The following is an 18,440-nucleotide window of genomic DNA, read 5'->3' on the forward strand; positions in this document are numbered from 1 at the left end:
TTACTGCGAAAACACTTCTAAATAAGCACTTCATAGCTGTTACCTATTTTTATACCATATCCTTTTGAAATGCCTCTAACGCAATATGAACAGTCTCATCTGAAATAGATACGACATTTACTACCCCATATTCCTGCATTAATACCATATGAATTGCTCCAGCATTTGCTTTCTTATCTTGTTTCATCAGTTGAACGAGGCGTTCTATATTTAAATCACTTGGCATTTTTGGATAGCCGTATTGTAAGAACCACTGCTTCATCTCTTCGTAAGCAAGATCAACCTTGTACACTTGCTCACTTAAGAATATAGCAAATAACATTCCAACCGCTACTCCGTCACCGTGAGTAATATTTCCATATCCTAGTTCTTTTTCAAGAGCGTGGCCTAGCGTATGTCCAAAGTTCAAATGAGCACGTACACCTTTTTCTGTTTCATCTTGCGATACAATATTTGCCTTTACAGGAATCGCCTTCGTTAATATATGAATTAACTTCTCATCACGAAGATCTGCTAATGTTTGCACTTCTTCTTTTAGCCAATGATACAGCTTTACATCACCAATAAGAGCATGCTTTATCACTTCTGCATAACCTGAACGCCATTCTTTTTCAGGAAGAGACTGTAAAAAGGGCGTATGATATACAACTGCTTCTGGTTGATGGAATGCCCCTATCATATTTTTACCTAACGGATGATTAATCGCTACTTTCCCACCTACTGCGCTATCGTGAGCTAATAAAGTTGTTGGAACTTGAATGAAGCGGATTCCACGCATAAACGACGCAGCAACAAAGCCAGCTAAATCTCCAATCATCCCGCCTCCAAGTGCAATAATTAAAGAATTTCTATCTAATTTGTTTTCAAGAGCTGACGTATGAGCCGCATAGAAGTTTTCAAAAGACTTCTCTTTTTCACCACTCGGTACAACGAATGAAAATACGTTTTGCTCTATTTGCAATGCATCTACAACTTCCTGTAAATGGAAAGATGCAACAGCTTCATCTGAAATGATCATAATGTTTGATACAGATGGCTGCATATTTTGAACGATTGTTGTCAAATGTGACAACGATTCTTTTCCTACATGTACATCATATTCTTTTGATTTCGTTTGAATATGTATGTTTCCCATTAAAATCCCCTCGCATATTCATTATGTTTCTCAATATTTTCACGAATAAGGTCCATACGATCTAATCCGAATTGTTCTATTAAAGCTGTCGCTAACTCCCAAGCTACAACCGCTTCTGCAACGACACTAGCTGCTGGAACAGCGCAACTGTCTGAACGTTCAATGCTCGCTGTAAAAGGCTCTTTCGTATCAATATCTACACTTTGAAGAGGTTTATATAGTGTAGGTATCGGTTTCATCACACCGCGCACAACAATTGGCATTCCAGTTGTCATACCGCCTTCTAATCCACCTGCATTATTTGTTCTTCGTGTATATCCATGCTCTTCATTCCACAGAATTTCATCATGAACTTCACTTCCCGGTCTATGCGCTGCTTCAAAACCAATTCCAATCTCGACACCTTTGAAGGCATTAATACTCATAATTGCAGCTGCTAATTTTGCATCCAGTTTTCGATCATAATGTACATAGCTACCAACCCCAATTGGCATTCCTTCCACAATTACTTCAACGATACCACCGATTGAATCACCATTTGCTTTCGCATCATCAATTGCTTTTATCATTTGGTTACCTGCTTCTTCATCTAAGCAACGTACAGGTGATGCTTCTGTAATACTTTTTAGTTCTTCAATTGAACTATACGAAATTTCCTTAGCCGCAACACCACCAATTTCAATTACATGGCCCGCCACTGTAATACCAAGTTCTGCTAACACTTTTTTCGCAACCGCACCAGCAGCAACACGCACTGTCGTTTCGCGTGCTGAAGAACGTTCCAGTACATTTCTCATATCTCTATGACCATATTTAATCGCACCATTTAAATCAGCATGTCCAGGTCTTGGTTTTGTTACTTTCCTTTTCATTTCTTTTTCTTCTTGTTCCGTTAAAGGCTCTGCGCCCATAATTTTTGTCCAATGTGTAAAATCACGATTTTCAACAACAAGTGCAATTGGAGAGCCTAATGTCTCTCCATGTCTAACACCACTTACAATTTGCGCTTGATCTGTTTCGATTTGCATGCGTCTACCACGCCCATATCCCTTTTGCCTTCTAGCTAACTCTTCATTTATATCAGCCGCAACTATTGGTAGACCTGCTGGTACACCTTCTATAATCGTTGTAAGTTGTGGACCATGAGATTCACCAGCTGTAATATATCGCATACGTTATTCCTCTTTTCGTATATGTATTTATCTCGCTATATTAAGCAATAATATTATCCTTCCTTACTCTAAAAATATGAAAGAAATTATATAATACATCAGCCATTCGCTTATTCTCCGATAGGCCTTTTACTTTACATATCAATATATCATAACAGCTCTAACTTCGTAACTAATTGAAATAAAAAAAGTGCAAGAAGAATACCCCTATTCTCCTTGCACTTTCTACTATTATCACAGTGATTAAAGCGTTTACAAATTATTTCAAAATAATTAGTAAATCCATTCATTCATTAATTTTGAGTAGTCAACTAATTCTTCTTCTTTAAAGAAAATAGCAATCTCGCGCTCTGCACTTTCTAACGAATCAGAACCATGGATAATGTTTTTCGCAACAGTTACACCGAAATCTCCACGAATTGTTCCAGGAGCTGCTTCATGTGGTCTTGTTTTACCCATCATGTTACGAGCTGTATCTACTACACCTTCACCTTGCCATACCATTGCGAATACAGGGCCAGATGTAATAAAGTCAACTAATTCACCAAAGAAAGGTTTTTCTGTGTGCTCAGCATAGTGTTGTCCAGCAATTTCCGGAGTGACTTGCATTAATTTTGCACCAACTAATTGAAAGCCTTTTTTCTCAAAACGAGCTACGATTTCCCCAATGAAGGCACGTTGTACACCGTCTGGTTTTACCATTAGAAATGTTTTTTCCATAAAAAATCTCTCCACTTCTGAATTATGTATGTAATTGTATATCCCCACACACATATTAACACCCTTATCACAATTGTGCAATAGTTTTGAAATAGAGAGATTATTTTATTTTTTAGAAAAAACACTAAAATTTTCGTTTTCCAATATACTTTGCTACATTTTGTAATGCATACTTCGCTTGTCCACGTGGGAGTGGTTTTATGATTTCTAATGCTTTATGTAAATAACGTTCACTAAACGCAAATGCTTGATCAATAGCGGCACTATTTTTTACAGCCTCAATAATTTCTTTCATTTCGTCCGCTGTTGTATTTTCATGTACAGATATGATTTTCTTACGAAGGATCGGATCTTCCATAGCGTATAGGGCAGGAAGCGTAATATTCCCTTGTAGTAAATCTCCGCCAGCAGGTTTTCCAAGCTTCTCTTCTGTGGAAACGAAGTCTAAAATATCATCAATAATTTGATACGACATTCCTACAAAATACCCATACCAAAATAGTCGATTTACCGTATCACGATTAGCACCAGCAGCAATTGCTCCTAATTGGCAACTCGCAGCAATTAATAATGCTGTTTTTCGCTTTATTCTTCTTAAATACGTTCTTAAATTTTGATCATAGTTATACTTATCTTTAATTTGTTCAATTTCACCTTTACACACTTCTAAAATGGTATGCGATAGCGCCTGATGCGCCTCCGGAATTTCGATATTTGTTATACATTCAAGAGACTTAGCGAATAGATAGTCCCCTGTATACATTGCAATACGATCTCCCCATTTCGCATTCACAGTTGCACTACCACGTCGTAAAAATGCAGCATCAATAACATCATCGTGAACAAGAGAAGCCATATGAATAAGTTCTAACGCAACAGCTACATGTTTAATTGCATCTAACTTATAATCTCCAAATTTTCCCGCAAGCAACACAAATACAGGACGAATTCGCTTCCCACCAGCTTCAATAAGTTGTAATGCCGCCTCTTCTACTAATGGCTGTTCAGAAGCAACTGTCTTTTTTAATTCTTTTTCTATCACATTAATATCCGATCGTAAAAAAGAGTACATAAGTTGTAACTTCATATTGTTCACCTTAACCTAAAACTTCTTTTTTCTTTTTTCTATTTTGATTCTGGTTTCATACCTAAATGCATCGCTGCTACCCCAAAAGTAAACGGCTTCACTTGTACATGTTCAAGTCCAGCTTTTTCAAACATATGAGCCAATTCTTTCATACCTGGGAATGTACTAGCAGATTCTTGCAGCCATGAATATTCTTTAAAACTTTTCGCAAATAACTTTCCAAATAACGGCATGATATATTTAAAGTATAAAAAATATCCTTGTCGAAAACCAATCATTGTTGGTTGAGATGTTTCTAAACAAATTACTTTTCCACCTGGTTTTACTACACGCGTCATTTCTTTTAATACGTGCATATAATCCGGTACGTTACGTAAACCAAATCCAATCGTTACATAATCAAATGTGTTATCTTCAAATGGAAGTTCCATTGCATTCCCGTGTAGAAGTTCTACTTGTTTTAATTGTAACGCCTCTACCTTTTGCTTACCGACAGATAACATATTTTCACTGAAGTCTAAACCAACAACCTTGCCCTGTTCACCTACCGCTCCAGCTAGCGCAATTGTCCAGTCCGCTGTCCCGCAGCATACATCAAGAGCCTTGTTACCTGGTTTTACATCCATAATGCGCATCGTCTCTTTACGCCAAGCTTTATGTCTTTGAAAACTAATGACAGAATTCATCACATCGTATTTATCAGAGATTTTCTCAAATACATCATGTACTCTTTCTTCTTTTGATTGTTGCATGCTCGTACCTTCTTCCAATGTAAAATTGCTTATGTCTTCGATTTATCTCTTAACACCGAGTTTATTTCTCTTATATCTGTGTGGTTTTCCAAATATTGATTTTCTTTCTTTCTGAGTTCCATCATCCATCCATAAATAACTGTTTCTGCCTCCGCTTGATCCTTCGCAATCCCTTGAACTGCTTGAAAAACTGGTGAATGTTGTTTATCAGCATGCAGTTCACATTCTTTTTGAAGACGGTTTTTTCCTAGTACATACGTTATAAACGGCTTCCAATGCGATAAATGAAAATGATCACATGTTTTTTGCAAGAGTGCAGACTCAATCGTTACTACACTTTCCATTATGTCATCCATCGTTTCATGCGCTTTTTGATATAACATTATTTTATGTTCATTAATTTCTTTAATTCCTTCAGCAAGCGCACGAATTAAAATAATATCACGATTCATAGACAATAAGTAATAATATAACCCGCTATAATAATCGCCTGCAAGTACTGTTAACTGGCGACGTTTATGCGATTCAACCGCTTCTTCCCCTGCTTTATTTGATACTCTTTCATGTGTATCAAGCGCAATTTGCACAAGCATAATCGTTACTACATAATGCTCGATTTGTTCTATATGTAAATTTTCACTTTTTAAAGCACCATATAACAATGCTATTTTTTCTTCATCAATAAATGGTTCTTCAATATAGTTTATAAAATAAGGATGGCATAATTTCTCCATCAATTTCTCTCTTATACCCGCATACCCTCCGTAGATGTCACACACAAAAATCACCCTTGTTTTCTAATTCATAAAACTTATTATAACACATACATTCTATTTTCTATAACCAAAACTTGGCTACTCTTTCCAAACTTCCACCGAATGAAATAACATCTTCCATTCTTTTTAGTAGTCTCTCTATTCTCACTCTGCCTTGCTAAAACTATATCATTTATTTACATAAAAAAAAAAAGAAAAGCAGTTTCCCACTCTTCTTTACTTCGTTTTAATAAAAGATAAAATTTCACTACGTGCTGCAGCATCATTTTCTAACACACCACGTACTGCTGTTGTTACTGTTTTCGCACCTGGCTTTTTCACACCGCGCATCGTCATGCACATATGTTCCGCTTCTACTACTACCATTACACCATGCGGCTCTAGTACTTCCATAATAGAGTTCGCTACTGTTGATGTAATACGTTCTTGCAGTTGTGGACGACGTGCAATTGTATCTACAGTACGAGCTAATTTACTTAACCCTGTCACTTTTCCGCCTTGCGGAATATATGCAACGTGAGCAACTCCATAGAATGGAACTAAATGATGCTCACACATAGAATAAAACGGTATATCTTTTACTAGTACAAGCTCCTCGTGATCTTCTCCGAACACTTTATGTAAATGTTCTTTCGGATCTTCATGCATACCTGAGAACACTTCTGCGTACATTTTTGCAACACGCTTTGGTGTATCAAGTACTCCCTCACGATTTGGGTCATCTCCGATTGCCTCTAAAATAAGGCGTACTGCATGCTCAATTTGTTCTAAATTAACTTTTGCCATCCGCTAGCCCTCCCGAAAACCTAAAAGTGATACGAACACATTCTAGCATATTTATGTTTTTAAAAGCAAAAAGAAGAGTTTCCAAAAAGGAAACTCTTCTTCCCTGTTAATATGTAAGGATTATTTAACCGCATCTTTTAACGCTTTACCAGGTTTGAATGCAGGTACTTTACTTGCAGCGATTTCAATCTCCTCACCTGTTTGTGGGTTACGACCTTTACGAGCCGCACGCTCACGAACTTCGAAGTTACCGAATCCGATCAGTTGTACTTTATCACCTTGTTTTAAAGCTTCTAAGATAGAATCAAAAACAGCGTCTACTGCTTTTGTTGCGTCCTTTTTAGAAAGGGAACTTGCTTCTGCAACAGCATTGATTAAATCTGTCTTGTTCATGCCATTCACCTCCTCCCAAAGATAAGACTGTATAATGATCATAAAATGAGTCTTACTTTCATTTGTAGGCAATTTTTGCAAATTCTATACTACAAAGATGTAGATAAATCATTATCAACGCCTATATTATACGATTCTCCTTTATAATTCAATATTTTTAAGGAAATTCTTACTCTTAAAATGTGAAAATCTGATGAAACTTGACAATTTACAACAATATATTAGATAATGACTGTTTATTTTTCTATTTCATACGCGAAAATCAAAAAAATCCCTCTACGATGAGAGGGATTTTTTCTTATAATATAATCGCAATTAATCCGCCAGATCCTTCATTAATAATTCTTTCTAGCGTTTCTTTTAATTTATATCTCGCATTTTCTGGCATTAAAGATAGTTTCGCCTGAATGCCTTCTCGAACAATAGAGCTAAGCGAACGTCCAAATATGTCAGAATTCCAAATTGATAATGGATCATCTTCAAAATCTTGCATTAAATAACGAACTAATTCTTCACTTTGCTTTTCAGTACCAATGATTGGCTCAAACGTAGACTCCACATCTACTTTAATCATATGAATAGACGGAGCTACAGCTTTTAATTTCACACCAAACCTTGAACCGTGACGAATAATTTCTGGCTCATCTAAGCTCATATCAGCTAAAGCAGGCGCCGCTACACCATATCCTGTTTGCTTTACCATACGCAGGGCATCCGCCACTTGATCGTATTCTATTTTCGCATGAGATAAATCGAGCATAAGCTTCAATAAATGATCTTTCCCTCGAATTTCCACTCCTACTACTTCTTTTAAAATTTGATCATATAATTCATCTGGTGCATATAAATCAATTTCCGCTACGCCTTGCCCCATATCAATGCCAGCTAGGCTCGCTCGATCAATAAATTCATACTGGCTAAACTGCCATACGACACGGTCCACATCACGAAGACGTTTTATATCCTTAACAGTCTCTTGAACAGCTTCTTGATAACTTTGGCGTAACCAATGCCCTTCATTTAACACCATTACCCAGCTCGGAAGGTTCACATTCACTTCTAAAACAGGGAACTCAAATAACGCCTCTCGAAGTACATTGTACACATCTGTTTCTCTTAAACTTTCGACACTCATCGCAATGACTGGGATATCATATTCTTCAGATAAACTTTGGCGCAATTGCTCTGTATCTGGATGATACGGCTGTACAGTGTTGATGATCATAATGAAAGGTTTTCCGACTTCTTTTAACTCATTTACGACGCGTTCTTCTGCCTCTATATAATCTCTTCTTGGAATTTCACCAATCGTTCCATCTGTTGTAATTACAACACCAATCGTTGAATGTTCTTGAATTACTTTACGTGTGCCGATTTCTGCAGCTTCATGGAATGGAATAGGTTCTTCATACCAAGGAGTATTAATCATGCGCGGGCCATTCTCATCTTCATAGCCTTTTGCTCCTGGAACTGTATATCCAACGCAATCTACCAATCGAATATTCACTTCAAGACCTTCATCTACTTCGATAGAAACCGCTTGGTTTGGAACAAACTTCGGTTCCGTCGTCATAATTGTACGACCAGCAGCACTTTGAGGCAGTTCATCCTGCGCCCTTTGACGGTCAGACTCATTCTCAATATTAGGAATAACTACAAGTTCCATAAATTTTTTAATGAATGTTGATTTCCCTGTTCGAACAGCTCCTACAACTCCAAAATAAATATCACCGCCTGTGCGTTCCGCAATATCTTTAAAAATATCTACCTTTTCCAAGTGATTCCCTCCCTCAATATTTTTGGGAATAATTCCACGTTTATAGTCAACTAATACCTTCTCTAACGTTGTCTATAATATCTGATATAATATAATGGTATTCTAGAAGTTCGGACAATATATCATATAATTTTGTCCAATTTCATATGACTATTAAAAAATACCTTTTGTTTGCATCGTAAGTTGTGTAACATAAAAAACCTTTCTTCTAGAACTTATTCACTAAAAGAAAGGTTCATGACTTATGATTTTAAAAAAATTGGTTCTCCATTCTTTACCGTATACGGTAAAGAATACGCAGGTACAAATGGAGAATCTTTCGAAAGTATATTCCGAATATCTTCTCCCTCCTTAAATTGCCCTTCATTTTTTTTCAACGCTTCATATAAATCGATTCTATAATCAACAAAAACTTCTCCCTTTTCATTGATTACAAATGGAAGCCCTTTACCAGAATACGGACTTGTCACTTGCGGTACATCTTTATATCCTAGTTTTTTGAAATCTAATTCATACACTCCATCTGAAATTATCTTTTTAAAAGGTGGATATTGATGTTCATCCCGATACATCCGAAGCTTTAATGATAACTGCTGAATTTGTTCAGCCATCCTAACATCAATTAACTTTACTGTCGGGTTTGTTTCAACGTCTATTAATACGTATTGATATACTCCTCCGCTTTCATACGCGTTCCCTGGCGCTTCTTGTATGTAACGCGGAGCAATCTTTTGAAAATCGATTGGATACTTTTGATAAATAGGCGTATTCATATCCCGCGTCTTAATTGGCAATATCCCACCATTTTGCTCCTTAAATGTCGCAACAGCTTTTTGAACGACCTGTAGCTGATCTTCATAAGGAACAGCATTTTGTTTCATATTTTCTTTCGGATACAGACATCCTGTTAAAAGGCTCATACAACAAAATATTAAAATAATATGGACTTTTTTCACTAGCAATCACCTTTCATACTAATATAACTTACTCCGTATGTAGCATTTTCGAGACCATTCCCTTTACTGCTGTACAGGTCCACTAAATACAACAAGAAAAATAACAATTCCTGACACAACCATAAGGGTGTAGGCTACCAAAGCTGTAATCCCTTTCAAAATTTTATTCTTTATTTTATATCTGCTTAGCAAAATAAAACTTACTGCAAAAAACATAAATCCAATTGCCCCTAAAGCAAACCACATTTTTATAAGCCCTTCCGACATATACACACCCCTTTTTATTAATCTATTTTTATACTATTTTAACAAATTAAAATCTTTAAACAAATACAAAAAGAACATTTTACTGCAAATTGCGAATATGTAACTGTAATCAATAGGTTTTTCAGTATTTTCCACTAGTCTCCATAAACATAAAAACCGAAGCGAGTGTATCCTCTCGCTTCGGTTGACCAAATATGCCCAAAACAGCTCTATTCCAATACTTTCATGGCTATCATATGCAATCTACAAACTCTTTGTTTCTCATATTTTATTTTTTAAACATTTTGCTTAACGAGCCAAAATCTGCCGGCATATTATTGTTAATAATCGCTTTTACAATTTGATCCTCTTGTTCTTTTGGCACTTCACGTCCTGCCATAAGAGCCACTTGATGAATCAATTGACGAAGCACAGTCTCATCACGTAAATTCGCATTTTGTACAGATGATGCTAATTTAAAAATATCTTCTTTATTCACTTTCGCTTCTTTTTCAATGTTATTAAAAATGTTATTATCCATTCTTTTCACCCTCTCCTCAAGTTACTCTTCATCCTATGCAAAAATAAAAAAATGGTGAAAAGACCCAAACAAATAAAAAGCGACAGAAGTACAATTGTACTTCTGTCGCTTTTCTTTAAAGTAAGTCAGGTATAGCTTCTACTTCGTGTTTTCGAACACGCCCCATTAATGAGCCTACTGCATCTTTTACATTATTCCCATTAAATAGCACGTCATATAAAGCAGCTGTAATCGGCATTTCCACTTCCATTTTCTCTGCCAATTCATGAGCAGCTTTCGTTGTTCTTACACCTTCCACAACCATACCCATGCTTTCTAACACTTCTTCTAAAGAGTGCCCTTTTCCAAGTAAATTACCCGCGCGCCAATTTCGGCTATGAACACTTGTACAAGTTACAATTAAGTCTCCCATACCAGTTAGACCAGCAAACGTTAACGGATTTCCGCCCATTTTTCTTCCTAAGCGAGCGATCTCTGTTAAACCACGTGTCATTAGTGCCGCTTTCGCATTATCACCTAATCCAAGACCATCAGTTATCCCAGCAGCTAACGCGATAATATTTTTTAACGCACCACCAAGTTCAACTCCAACGATATCTGGATTTGTGTATACACGGAAGTAACTATTCATAAACAAATCTTGTACTTCCTCAGCCGCTTCCATACGCTTTGCTGCAGACGTAACAGTTGTCGCTTGACGTAAACCAACTTCTTCAGCATGACTCGGTCCAGACAGTACAACAACATCTTTAATTAAGTCCTCTGGAATTTCTTCCTCAATCACTTCCGAAATACGTTTTGACGTACCAGGTTCAATTCCTTTACTTGCATGAATCCAAGTAGTCGGACCCGCTACATATCTCTTCATATCTTGTAATACTTCTCTATACGCTTTCGTTGGTACTACAAGAAGTACTACATTTACATCTACTAATGCTTCTTCTAAAGAAGAGTAGGCTACGATTGTGCTTGGCAATGTAATTCCTGGAAGGTATCGACTATTCTCATGTTTGGTATTAATCTCATCCATAAGTTCAGAACGATTTCCCCAAATACGTACATCATGTCCATTGTCAGCTAATACCATCGCTAACGCTGTTCCCCAGCTACCTGCTCCTATTACTGTGATTTTTGTCATAAAATCACATCCTCTCCATTAGTCTCTTGCTCTAGCGATAATGTGAATCGGCGTTCCTACAAAACCGAACGCTTCACGTAAACGATTCTTTAAGAAGCGCTCATATGAAAAGTGCATTAATTCTGTATCGTTTACAAATATAACAAATGTTGGTGGTTTTACCGCAACCTGTGTCGCATAGAAGATTTTCAGACGGCTACCATTATGAGTTGGTGTTGGATTCATCGCTACCGCATCCATAATTACATCATTTAATACGTTCGTTTGAATACGGATACTATGGCTTTCATTTACTTCATTAATAACTGGTAATAATGTTTGTGTACGTTTTTTCGTTTTCGCAGATAAGAATACAATCGGTGCGTACTCTAAAAATTGGAAATGAGCACGGATGTTTTCTTCAAATGCTTTCATTGTTTTTTCATCTTTTTTCACTGCATCCCATTTGTTTACGACGATAATAACAGCACGTCCTGAATCATGAGCATATCCAGCGATTTTTTTATCCTGTTCAATAATACCTTCTTCTCCGTCTAAAACAACTAAAACAACGTCAGAACGTTCAATCGCTCTAAGTGCACGAAGTACACTATACTTTTCTGTGCTTTCGTATACTTTCCCTTTTTTACGCATACCAGCTGTATCGATGATTACATAATCTTGACCATCTTTACTATATGGTGTATCAACAGCATCACGTGTCGTTCCCGCTATATTACTTACAATTACACGTTCTTGCCCAAGAAGTGCATTTACAAGTGATGATTTCCCTACATTTGGACGTCCAATTAAAGAGAAACGGATTGTTTCATCGTCATACGCTTCTTCTTCAATCTTTGGAAAATGATTTGCAGCTTCATCTAACAAATCACCAAGTCCTAAACCGTGTGTACCTGAAATCGGGAATGGCTCACCAAATCCTAATGCATAAAAATCATAAATATCACTACGCATTTCTGGATTATCAACCTTATTTACCGCAAGTACAATTGGTTTTTTAGAACGATATAAAATTTTAGCAACTTCTTCATCTGCTGCAGTTACACCATCGCGACCATTCGTCATAAAAATGATAACATCCGCTTCATCAATCGCTACTTCCGCTTGTTGACGAATTTGTGTCAAGAACGGCTCGTCTCCAATATCAATTCCACCTGTATCAATAATGTTAAACTCATGATTTAACCATTCTCCCGCACTATAAATACGGTCTCGCGTTATACCTGGTATATCTTCTACGATTGAAACTCTTTCTCCAACAATTCTATTGAAAATAGTAGATTTTCCTACGTTCGGGCGGCCTACTATTGCTATTACTGGTTTCGGCATATACTTTCATCCTTTCAACTTGCTTCTGTTTATTATGTAAAAAACCCTTCTTTGTGCAAGAAGGGATTTGCATTCCAGAATATTTCTCAGCGTATCAAAACACCTCACATTATACCACACGTTACTAATGTTTCACAATAATATATACATTCTCTTGTAAGCGATGCGCAATACCATCTAAAATTGCCTCTAAATTATTTGCAACAAATTCTAATTCATCTGTCGATTCACAAGTAAACAAAGGGGCACCACCAGCAAATTTATCCGGTGTTGTTGTAATAACCGCGAGAATTACACTTTCTAACATCATCTTTTATCTCCCCTTCCTTTCGGGGCTTCCGATGACATATGAACAGCACTTTCTAACGTCGGCACATTCCCTATGACACCTATCGCTTTTTCTGCATCTTGATCTTGTGGCAAGACAAAAATCCCAACCCTACCATCTTCTAAATCACGCTTTGCTAACGGCACAAGCGCTGGCGTACCAGAATCTCTATAAATCCCTAAAGCAACAGAAACATCATGTAAAATAGCTTGTCGTTGTCCTAAGTTTGAGATTGTCACCATCGCATCAATTGTTTTCGGCCTTAAAATAAAGCCCATTCCATATTTCATAATTTCCTCTTGCCTTGCTGGCAATCCAATATTCATAATGTAAATATTATCAATATACAGCCCCGCTCCTTCAAAACGAAGTGGAACATGCTCGATATCAACAAGATCATGTAACCTTTTGCCAGACATTAATTTTTTCGCGATAATAAATGCGATGATAGCCATAATTACTCCAGCAATCCATGAACGGAACCCTATATACGCAAACGTCGTTGCAAACGACGTTAACATCGCCAAATAGTTGCGACTTTCAAAAACTAATGCAATCCCTTCAATATATGTATTTCCACGCGGTACGAGCTCATATCCATCTAATTGTTGAAGGGTATTTCTTTCCATATTACGCACATCACGAAACTGTGTTGCTGCTAATGTAAGAAATGTAATAGCAGAAAAATCTTTTTTCAAAATCGACGGAATCGCAATCGCTCCTAAAGCCGCTGCAATTAACCCCATCGCAACGTGAATAATTTTCCCGTGGAGCCTCGTCGGATATTGACGCGTATCTGTCCGGAGCATTAGCACTCTCGTTACTGTACCCGCTATTACTCCGCATAAAATGGCCGGTGTATATTCAGTCATGTATTACCCTCGCCTTTCTTTTACGTGCTTTCCTCTTAAACTGTTCCATGTATACTGATGCTTTTGCAATCCAAAATAAAATTGCCATGAAAAATGTAGCAACGGCGACGATATCAAAAAACGCTAAACTTCCGTAATCATAAGGGAAATGTAGTTTTCGAAAAATAAGTGTCACTAACAATTCCCCCTGTAACATCCCTATATAAAGAGAACATAATCGTAATATGCGATCCTCATGCAATAAAACCGATGCATACAAAAGAGCAACACTTAACAAAAACAACCTGTCCACCACAATCCAAATCGGATCATATACTTCTAACAAATGAAAACTTGTATATAACATTGCAATAATAAGTGCCGAAAGTAAGCTATATAATTTTTTCCAAATGGAATAGAGCGTGGTTCCTATAAAAGCAACAATACAAAGCAACAGTGCATTTACTGATACCGTGAATGAAGCAATCGTTACATGTAACGGAGAGCAAATAATAAAAATCAATATACAAGCGCTTATCTTCCACCGAATAGAGTCCTTTTTCATAAAAAAAGTTACAATAATCCACCCTATCCAAGCTACAAAATAAAAAGTACTCCCTTCCATCATTTCACCTCCTATGTTTTCCATTATGGGAACTTTTTATGAAAGTTAATCCACTTTCTTCGCGCATAGTTTTTTCATATAACAGCAACACTTTTAATAAGGAGGTGCTATTCATTATGGGTAAAGATCGTCAAGAACGAAAACTAAGAGAATCACGACGCGTTGAATCTGACCGTGACCAATCACTACAATATCCGGGGGCTACTGGACTAGATACACCAGAGCAAGCTCGCAAGCAGAATCAGCACTAATGAATACAAAAAGACGGTTTCGATATTGTACGAAACCGTCTTTTACTTTTTTATTTATATCGAAATAATATTTCATGTATAAATCTTTCTAGGATTTATTTTTACCTCCACCTATTTTCTTTGACAAAATTAAACCCTTTCCAATAATTCATCAGTACAATATCTATATTTTTCAACCTCTATTTCAGTCGCAATTTTCACAAACTAATGTTTATATACATAATAATAATTTTATTTTTTACTTTGATAGAATATTAATTCATTCCTCCCTTTATATTACTAAAAAAGAACAGAAAACAAAAAAATCAACCCCACGGTTGATTTTTTATCTTCTACTATAATGCGTCGTATCAATACCACGCTGCGTTAACCAATGATACGTTTCGCCCTTTACAACAAGAGGTACAGCCTGTAACTCTTCTATCGTCTTTGCACCAAGAGCTGTCATAATAAATTTCAAATCTGTATGCAAAAGATCAATCTCATCCACTAACTTCTCGATACCATCTTGCATTAAAATACGTAAAAAGTATCCAGCAAACGCAGTTGTATTCGCCCCTAACGCGATTGCTTTCGCTACGTCAAGTGCTGTTTGTATACCCCCAGATGCAATAAAAGAGAGGTTATTATTTGTAGAGGTTGCTTCAATAATCGAGGTAGCTGTTTGTATGCCCCAGTTATTAAAATAAGAAAGCATTCGCTGTCTTCTTTCATTTTCAACAGCAGCAAAATTCGTACCGCCTTGTCCACCAATATCAATTGCCGTTACACCTACACTCGCTAACTGTTGCATTGTTTCCTTACTCATCCCAAATCCAACTTCTTTCACAATGACAGGAACTTTACTATTTAAAACAATTTTCTCAATGCGCTGAAGTACACCAGTAAAGTCACGGTCTCCTTCTGGCATCGTTAACTCTTGTATGACATTTAAATGGATTTGCAATGCATTTGCTTCAATCATATCAACAGCACGCTCTGCCTGTTCGATAGTTGCCTCACTACCTAAATTAGCAAAGAAAATACCATTCGGATTTACCTTTCTGATAATCTTATAAGAAGCAGCCTCACTTTCATCTTTTAACGCCGCCATTTGCGAACCTACAGCCATAGCAAGATTATGATGTTTCGCTACATATGCTAATTGCTCATTAATATGTAACGTTTTCTCTCCTCCACCACCAGTCATCGCATTGATAAAAATCGGCGAACTTAGTGAAAGTTCGCCGATTTTTGTTTCACATGTTATTGTGTCATAACTTGAATTTGGCAAACCTTGATGCACAAAATCAATATCATGAAAGCCATGCGTACGAGACTGACCAGTAGAAAGAGCGTATTCAATATGATCTAATTTACGTTTTGCCCTTACCACTTGTACCCCTCTTTATTTCTTTAATTTTTTCAGTTGTTCACCAATAATATCACTTAATTGGAAAGTAGCAGAATCAGCATTTGGCTCATACTGACTGTAATCTTCAATTACATTATTTTCCTCAAGCGCTTCTTTTATACTTAAAGAAATACGTTTCTCTGCTACATGGACTTCAAGTACTTTCACTTTTACTTCTTGTCCCATTTCCAATACTTCATTTGGATTTTTCACGTGACGATTTGCAATTTGAGATACGTGCACAAGACCTTCAACGCCAGGTAAAACTTCAACGAATGCACCGAATGTAACAAGACGTTTTACGACTCCTTCACGAATATCTCCAGCTTTTAGTTCGCCATCCACATTTTCCCAAGGTCCTGGTTGAGCTGCTTTAATTGATAAAGAAATACGTTGTGTATCAGCATCAACAGATAACACCTTAACCTTTACCTTTTGACCTTGCTCTAATACTTCAGAAGGTTGCTCTACTCGTTCGTGTGAAATTTGTGAAATATGAACTAAACCGTCCACACCACCAACGTTAACGAAAGCACCAAAATCCGTTAATCGTTGCACTGTTCCTTCAACAACGTCTCCTTCTTTTAATGAAGAAATCGCTTCTTTTTTCTTAGAATCTAGTTCTAATTCTACTACTGCTTTATGCGAAAGGATTACACGATTTTTTTCGCGGTCTAATTCAACAATTTTCACGGCTAATGTTTTGCCTTTATAGTCAGTAAAATCTTCTACATAATGTACTTCTACAAGTGAAGCCGGGATAAAACCACGAACACCAAGGTCCACAACTAATCCACCATTCACAATATCTTTTACAGTAACATCAAACACATGACCAGAAGTGAATTTCTCTTGTAATTCTACCCATGCTTTTTCTGCATCAACAGCACGTTTAGATAAGACAAGATCTTCTTCTTCTAATTTAATAACCTTTAATTCTAGCGTTTGATCTAATTCTACAACATCGCTTGCTTTTTCAATATGAACGTTAGCTAATTCACTAATTGGAATTACGCCATCTGTTTTGTATCCAACATTTACAAGCACTTGTTTCTCTTCAACTTTCGTTACAGAACCTGTAACAACGTCACCAACTTGTAATTCTTTTGAATCCATAACTTCTTCATTCATTTTCTCTACCATGGAAATACCTCCCTACAGAATTGACAAAGCATTTTTTATGTATATACGAAATGAAAACAATTGTTTTCATTTGCATGTTTAAGAATTTATCATCACATACTTGATTTTCATACATTTCACTAGAAAATATATTAAACCTATATAAATAGTATACAGCAAAATCATCTTGAAGAAAGTATGTTTTGAAATATAATAGCGAATATATTCTGAAAGTTTTATCTCTCTTTTACTAACTTCTTACAAATCTGATCATTTGTCAAGGAAAGAGACCCACAATTCACGTATCCTTTACATTTCTATACAAACAAAAAAAGAAAGAGGCTATCCCCTTTCTTTATTTCGCAAACACTCCTGAAACGATACTCATAATTTTTTGGACAACTTCTTCAATTGATAAAGAAGTTGTATCTAATTCCAATGCATCATCAGCCTTTTTGAGAGGAGAAACTTCGCGTTCTGAATCTAATTTATCACGCTGAGCAATTTCTTTTTTCAACTGCTCTAAATTAGAATCGAAACCTTTATTCATATTTTCTAAATGTCTTCTTTCTGCTCTTTCTTCAACAGAAGCAAGCATAAAGATCTTCACTTCAGCATCTGGTAACACGTGTGTACCAATATCACGGCCATCCATTACAACGCCGCCTTTTTCCGCTAACTCTTGTTGACGACGTACCATTTCTTCACGAACAAGGCGATGTTTCGCCACAATAGATACTCGATTCGTCACCTCAGGTGTACGAATTACTTCAGAAACATCTTGTCCATTTAAAAATACAAGTTGTGTATTTTCCCCTTGCTGAAAGTCAATATTTACATTCTTTACAACTTCCATTAACTTCTCTTCATTCTCAATGTCCACTTTTTGTTCAAGGGCTGCATATGTAATCGTGCGGTACATTGCGCCTGTATCAATATAAACGTATGAAAGTTTCTTTGCCACAACTTTTGCAACCGTACTTTTTCCAGCAGCTGCTGGACCATCTATAGCAATTGAAATTCGTTTATCCATTGTAACACCTCATTTTTTCACTTATAAAA

General features: G+C 36.6%; 21 protein-coding genes. 1 reads left to right on the forward strand and 20 read right to left on the reverse strand.

Annotated elements, in window-relative coordinates:
* Window positions 1-49: 49 nt before the first annotated feature.
* From aroB to ACTFOB_RS13890, 17 genes are all read right to left on the reverse strand, one after another.
* On the reverse strand, window positions 50-1,135 hold the full coding sequence (aroB, locus tag ACTFOB_RS13810) for a 3-dehydroquinate synthase (RefSeq protein WP_440025176.1): 1,086 nt from the start codon (window positions 1,133-1,135) through the stop codon (window positions 50-52).
* The gene (gene aroC, locus ACTFOB_RS13815) at window positions 1,135-2,307 is read right to left on the reverse strand and encodes a chorismate synthase (RefSeq protein ID WP_440025178.1); all 1,173 of its coding nucleotides are present in this window, start codon (window positions 2,305-2,307) and stop codon (window positions 1,135-1,137) included. Before aroC ends, aroB begins: the two co-directional genes overlap by 1 nt.
* Window positions 2,308-2,580: 273 nt before the next feature.
* A complete protein-coding gene (ndk, locus tag ACTFOB_RS13820) occupies window positions 2,581-3,027 on the reverse strand; it encodes a nucleoside-diphosphate kinase (protein ID WP_000415885.1) in 447 nt (148 codons plus the stop codon).
* 124 nt (window positions 3,028-3,151) lie between these two features.
* On the reverse strand, window positions 3,152-4,114 hold the full coding sequence (hepT, locus tag ACTFOB_RS13825; protein WP_098273458.1) for a heptaprenyl diphosphate synthase component II: 963 nt from the start codon (window positions 4,112-4,114) through the stop codon (window positions 3,152-3,154).
* A gap of 38 nt (window positions 4,115-4,152) precedes the next feature.
* The gene (menG, locus tag ACTFOB_RS13830) at window positions 4,153-4,866 is read right to left on the reverse strand and encodes a 2-heptaprenyl-1,4-naphthoquinone methyltransferase (protein WP_076536331.1); all 714 of its coding nucleotides are present in this window, start codon (window positions 4,864-4,866) and stop codon (window positions 4,153-4,155) included.
* Window positions 4,867-4,895: 29 nt separating this feature from the next.
* Window positions 4,896-5,645: a heptaprenyl diphosphate synthase component 1 gene (locus ACTFOB_RS13835; RefSeq protein WP_440025180.1), complete on the reverse strand. Its 750-nt coding sequence runs from the start codon at window positions 5,643-5,645 to the stop codon at window positions 4,896-4,898.
* Between the two features lie 213 nt (window positions 5,646-5,858).
* Entirely contained in the window at window positions 5,859-6,428 is a 570-nt protein-coding gene (gene folE, locus ACTFOB_RS13840) for a GTP cyclohydrolase I FolE (protein ID WP_001151482.1), read from the reverse strand.
* Between the two features lie 120 nt (window positions 6,429-6,548).
* Window positions 6,549-6,821: an HU family DNA-binding protein gene (locus ACTFOB_RS13845; protein ID WP_001043860.1), complete on the reverse strand. Its 273-nt coding sequence runs from the start codon at window positions 6,819-6,821 to the stop codon at window positions 6,549-6,551.
* 298 nt (window positions 6,822-7,119) lie between these two features.
* Window positions 7,120-8,598 carry a stage IV sporulation protein A gene (spoIVA, locus tag ACTFOB_RS13850; RefSeq protein WP_000416519.1) on the reverse strand — a complete coding sequence of 493 codons (1,479 nt, stop codon included), beginning with the start codon at window positions 8,596-8,598 and terminating at the stop codon, window positions 7,120-7,122.
* A gap of 242 nt (window positions 8,599-8,840) precedes the next feature.
* Window positions 8,841-9,554 (reverse strand): hypothetical protein, encoded by a 714-nt coding sequence (locus tag ACTFOB_RS13855; RefSeq protein WP_151631074.1) that lies wholly within the window; start codon window positions 9,552-9,554, stop codon window positions 8,841-8,843.
* Window positions 9,555-9,617: 63 nt separating this feature from the next.
* The gene (locus ACTFOB_RS13860) at window positions 9,618-9,821 is read right to left on the reverse strand and encodes a DUF2768 domain-containing protein (RefSeq protein ID WP_001288997.1); all 204 of its coding nucleotides are present in this window, start codon (window positions 9,819-9,821) and stop codon (window positions 9,618-9,620) included.
* A gap of 268 nt (window positions 9,822-10,089) precedes the next feature.
* The gene (locus tag ACTFOB_RS13865; RefSeq protein WP_000369753.1) at window positions 10,090-10,341 is read right to left on the reverse strand and encodes a stage VI sporulation protein F; all 252 of its coding nucleotides are present in this window, start codon (window positions 10,339-10,341) and stop codon (window positions 10,090-10,092) included.
* Window positions 10,342-10,456: 115 nt separating this feature from the next.
* Window positions 10,457-11,479, reverse strand: a complete 1,023-nt coding sequence (locus ACTFOB_RS13870) for an NAD(P)H-dependent glycerol-3-phosphate dehydrogenase (RefSeq protein ID WP_440025181.1) — start codon at window positions 11,477-11,479, stop codon at window positions 10,457-10,459.
* An 18-nt stretch (window positions 11,480-11,497) separates the two neighbouring features.
* Window positions 11,498-12,808, reverse strand: coding sequence for a ribosome biogenesis GTPase Der (gene der, locus ACTFOB_RS13875; RefSeq protein WP_001125888.1), 1,311 nt, complete (start codon window positions 12,806-12,808; stop codon window positions 11,498-11,500).
* Between the two features lie 124 nt (window positions 12,809-12,932).
* Window positions 12,933-13,118: a capping complex subunit for YIEGIA gene (locus ACTFOB_RS13880; protein WP_151631076.1), complete on the reverse strand. Its 186-nt coding sequence runs from the start codon at window positions 13,116-13,118 to the stop codon at window positions 12,933-12,935.
* Window positions 13,115-14,008, reverse strand: coding sequence for a YIEGIA family protein (locus ACTFOB_RS13885; RefSeq protein ID WP_151631077.1), 894 nt, complete (start codon window positions 14,006-14,008; stop codon window positions 13,115-13,117). Before ACTFOB_RS13885 ends, ACTFOB_RS13880 begins: the two co-directional genes overlap by 4 nt.
* Complete coding sequence (locus ACTFOB_RS13890; protein ID WP_440025182.1) at window positions 14,001-14,612, reverse strand: YphA family membrane protein; 612 nt, start codon at window positions 14,610-14,612, stop codon at window positions 14,001-14,003. The genes ACTFOB_RS13885 and ACTFOB_RS13890 overlap by 8 nt, the downstream gene beginning before the upstream one ends.
* Window positions 14,613-14,728: 116 nt before the next feature.
* Here ACTFOB_RS13890 and ACTFOB_RS13895 point away from each other — a divergent pair, with 116 nt between their 5' ends.
* Complete coding sequence (locus ACTFOB_RS13895; protein ID WP_000513900.1) at window positions 14,729-14,863, forward strand: YpzI family protein; 135 nt, start codon at window positions 14,729-14,731, stop codon at window positions 14,861-14,863.
* A 325-nt stretch (window positions 14,864-15,188) separates the two neighbouring features.
* On the opposite strand, the gene ACTFOB_RS13900 is transcribed toward ACTFOB_RS13895, so the two are convergent.
* From ACTFOB_RS13900 to cmk, 3 genes are all read right to left on the reverse strand, one after another.
* Window positions 15,189-16,238, reverse strand: coding sequence for a type 2 isopentenyl-diphosphate Delta-isomerase (locus ACTFOB_RS13900; protein WP_440025184.1), 1,050 nt, complete (start codon window positions 16,236-16,238; stop codon window positions 15,189-15,191).
* Between the two features lie 12 nt (window positions 16,239-16,250).
* A complete protein-coding gene (gene rpsA / locus ACTFOB_RS13905) occupies window positions 16,251-17,399 on the reverse strand; it encodes a 30S ribosomal protein S1 (RefSeq protein WP_440025185.1) in 1,149 nt (382 codons plus the stop codon).
* Window positions 17,400-17,733: 334 nt separating this feature from the next.
* Entirely contained in the window at window positions 17,734-18,411 is a 678-nt protein-coding gene (gene cmk / locus ACTFOB_RS13910) for a (d)CMP kinase (RefSeq protein ID WP_151631080.1), read from the reverse strand.
* Window positions 18,412-18,440: the final 29 nt, after the last annotated feature.

The organism is Bacillus cereus group sp. MYBK79-1 (assembly GCF_051915365.1).
Classification (GTDB): domain Bacteria; phylum Bacillota; class Bacilli; order Bacillales; family Bacillaceae_G; genus Bacillus_A.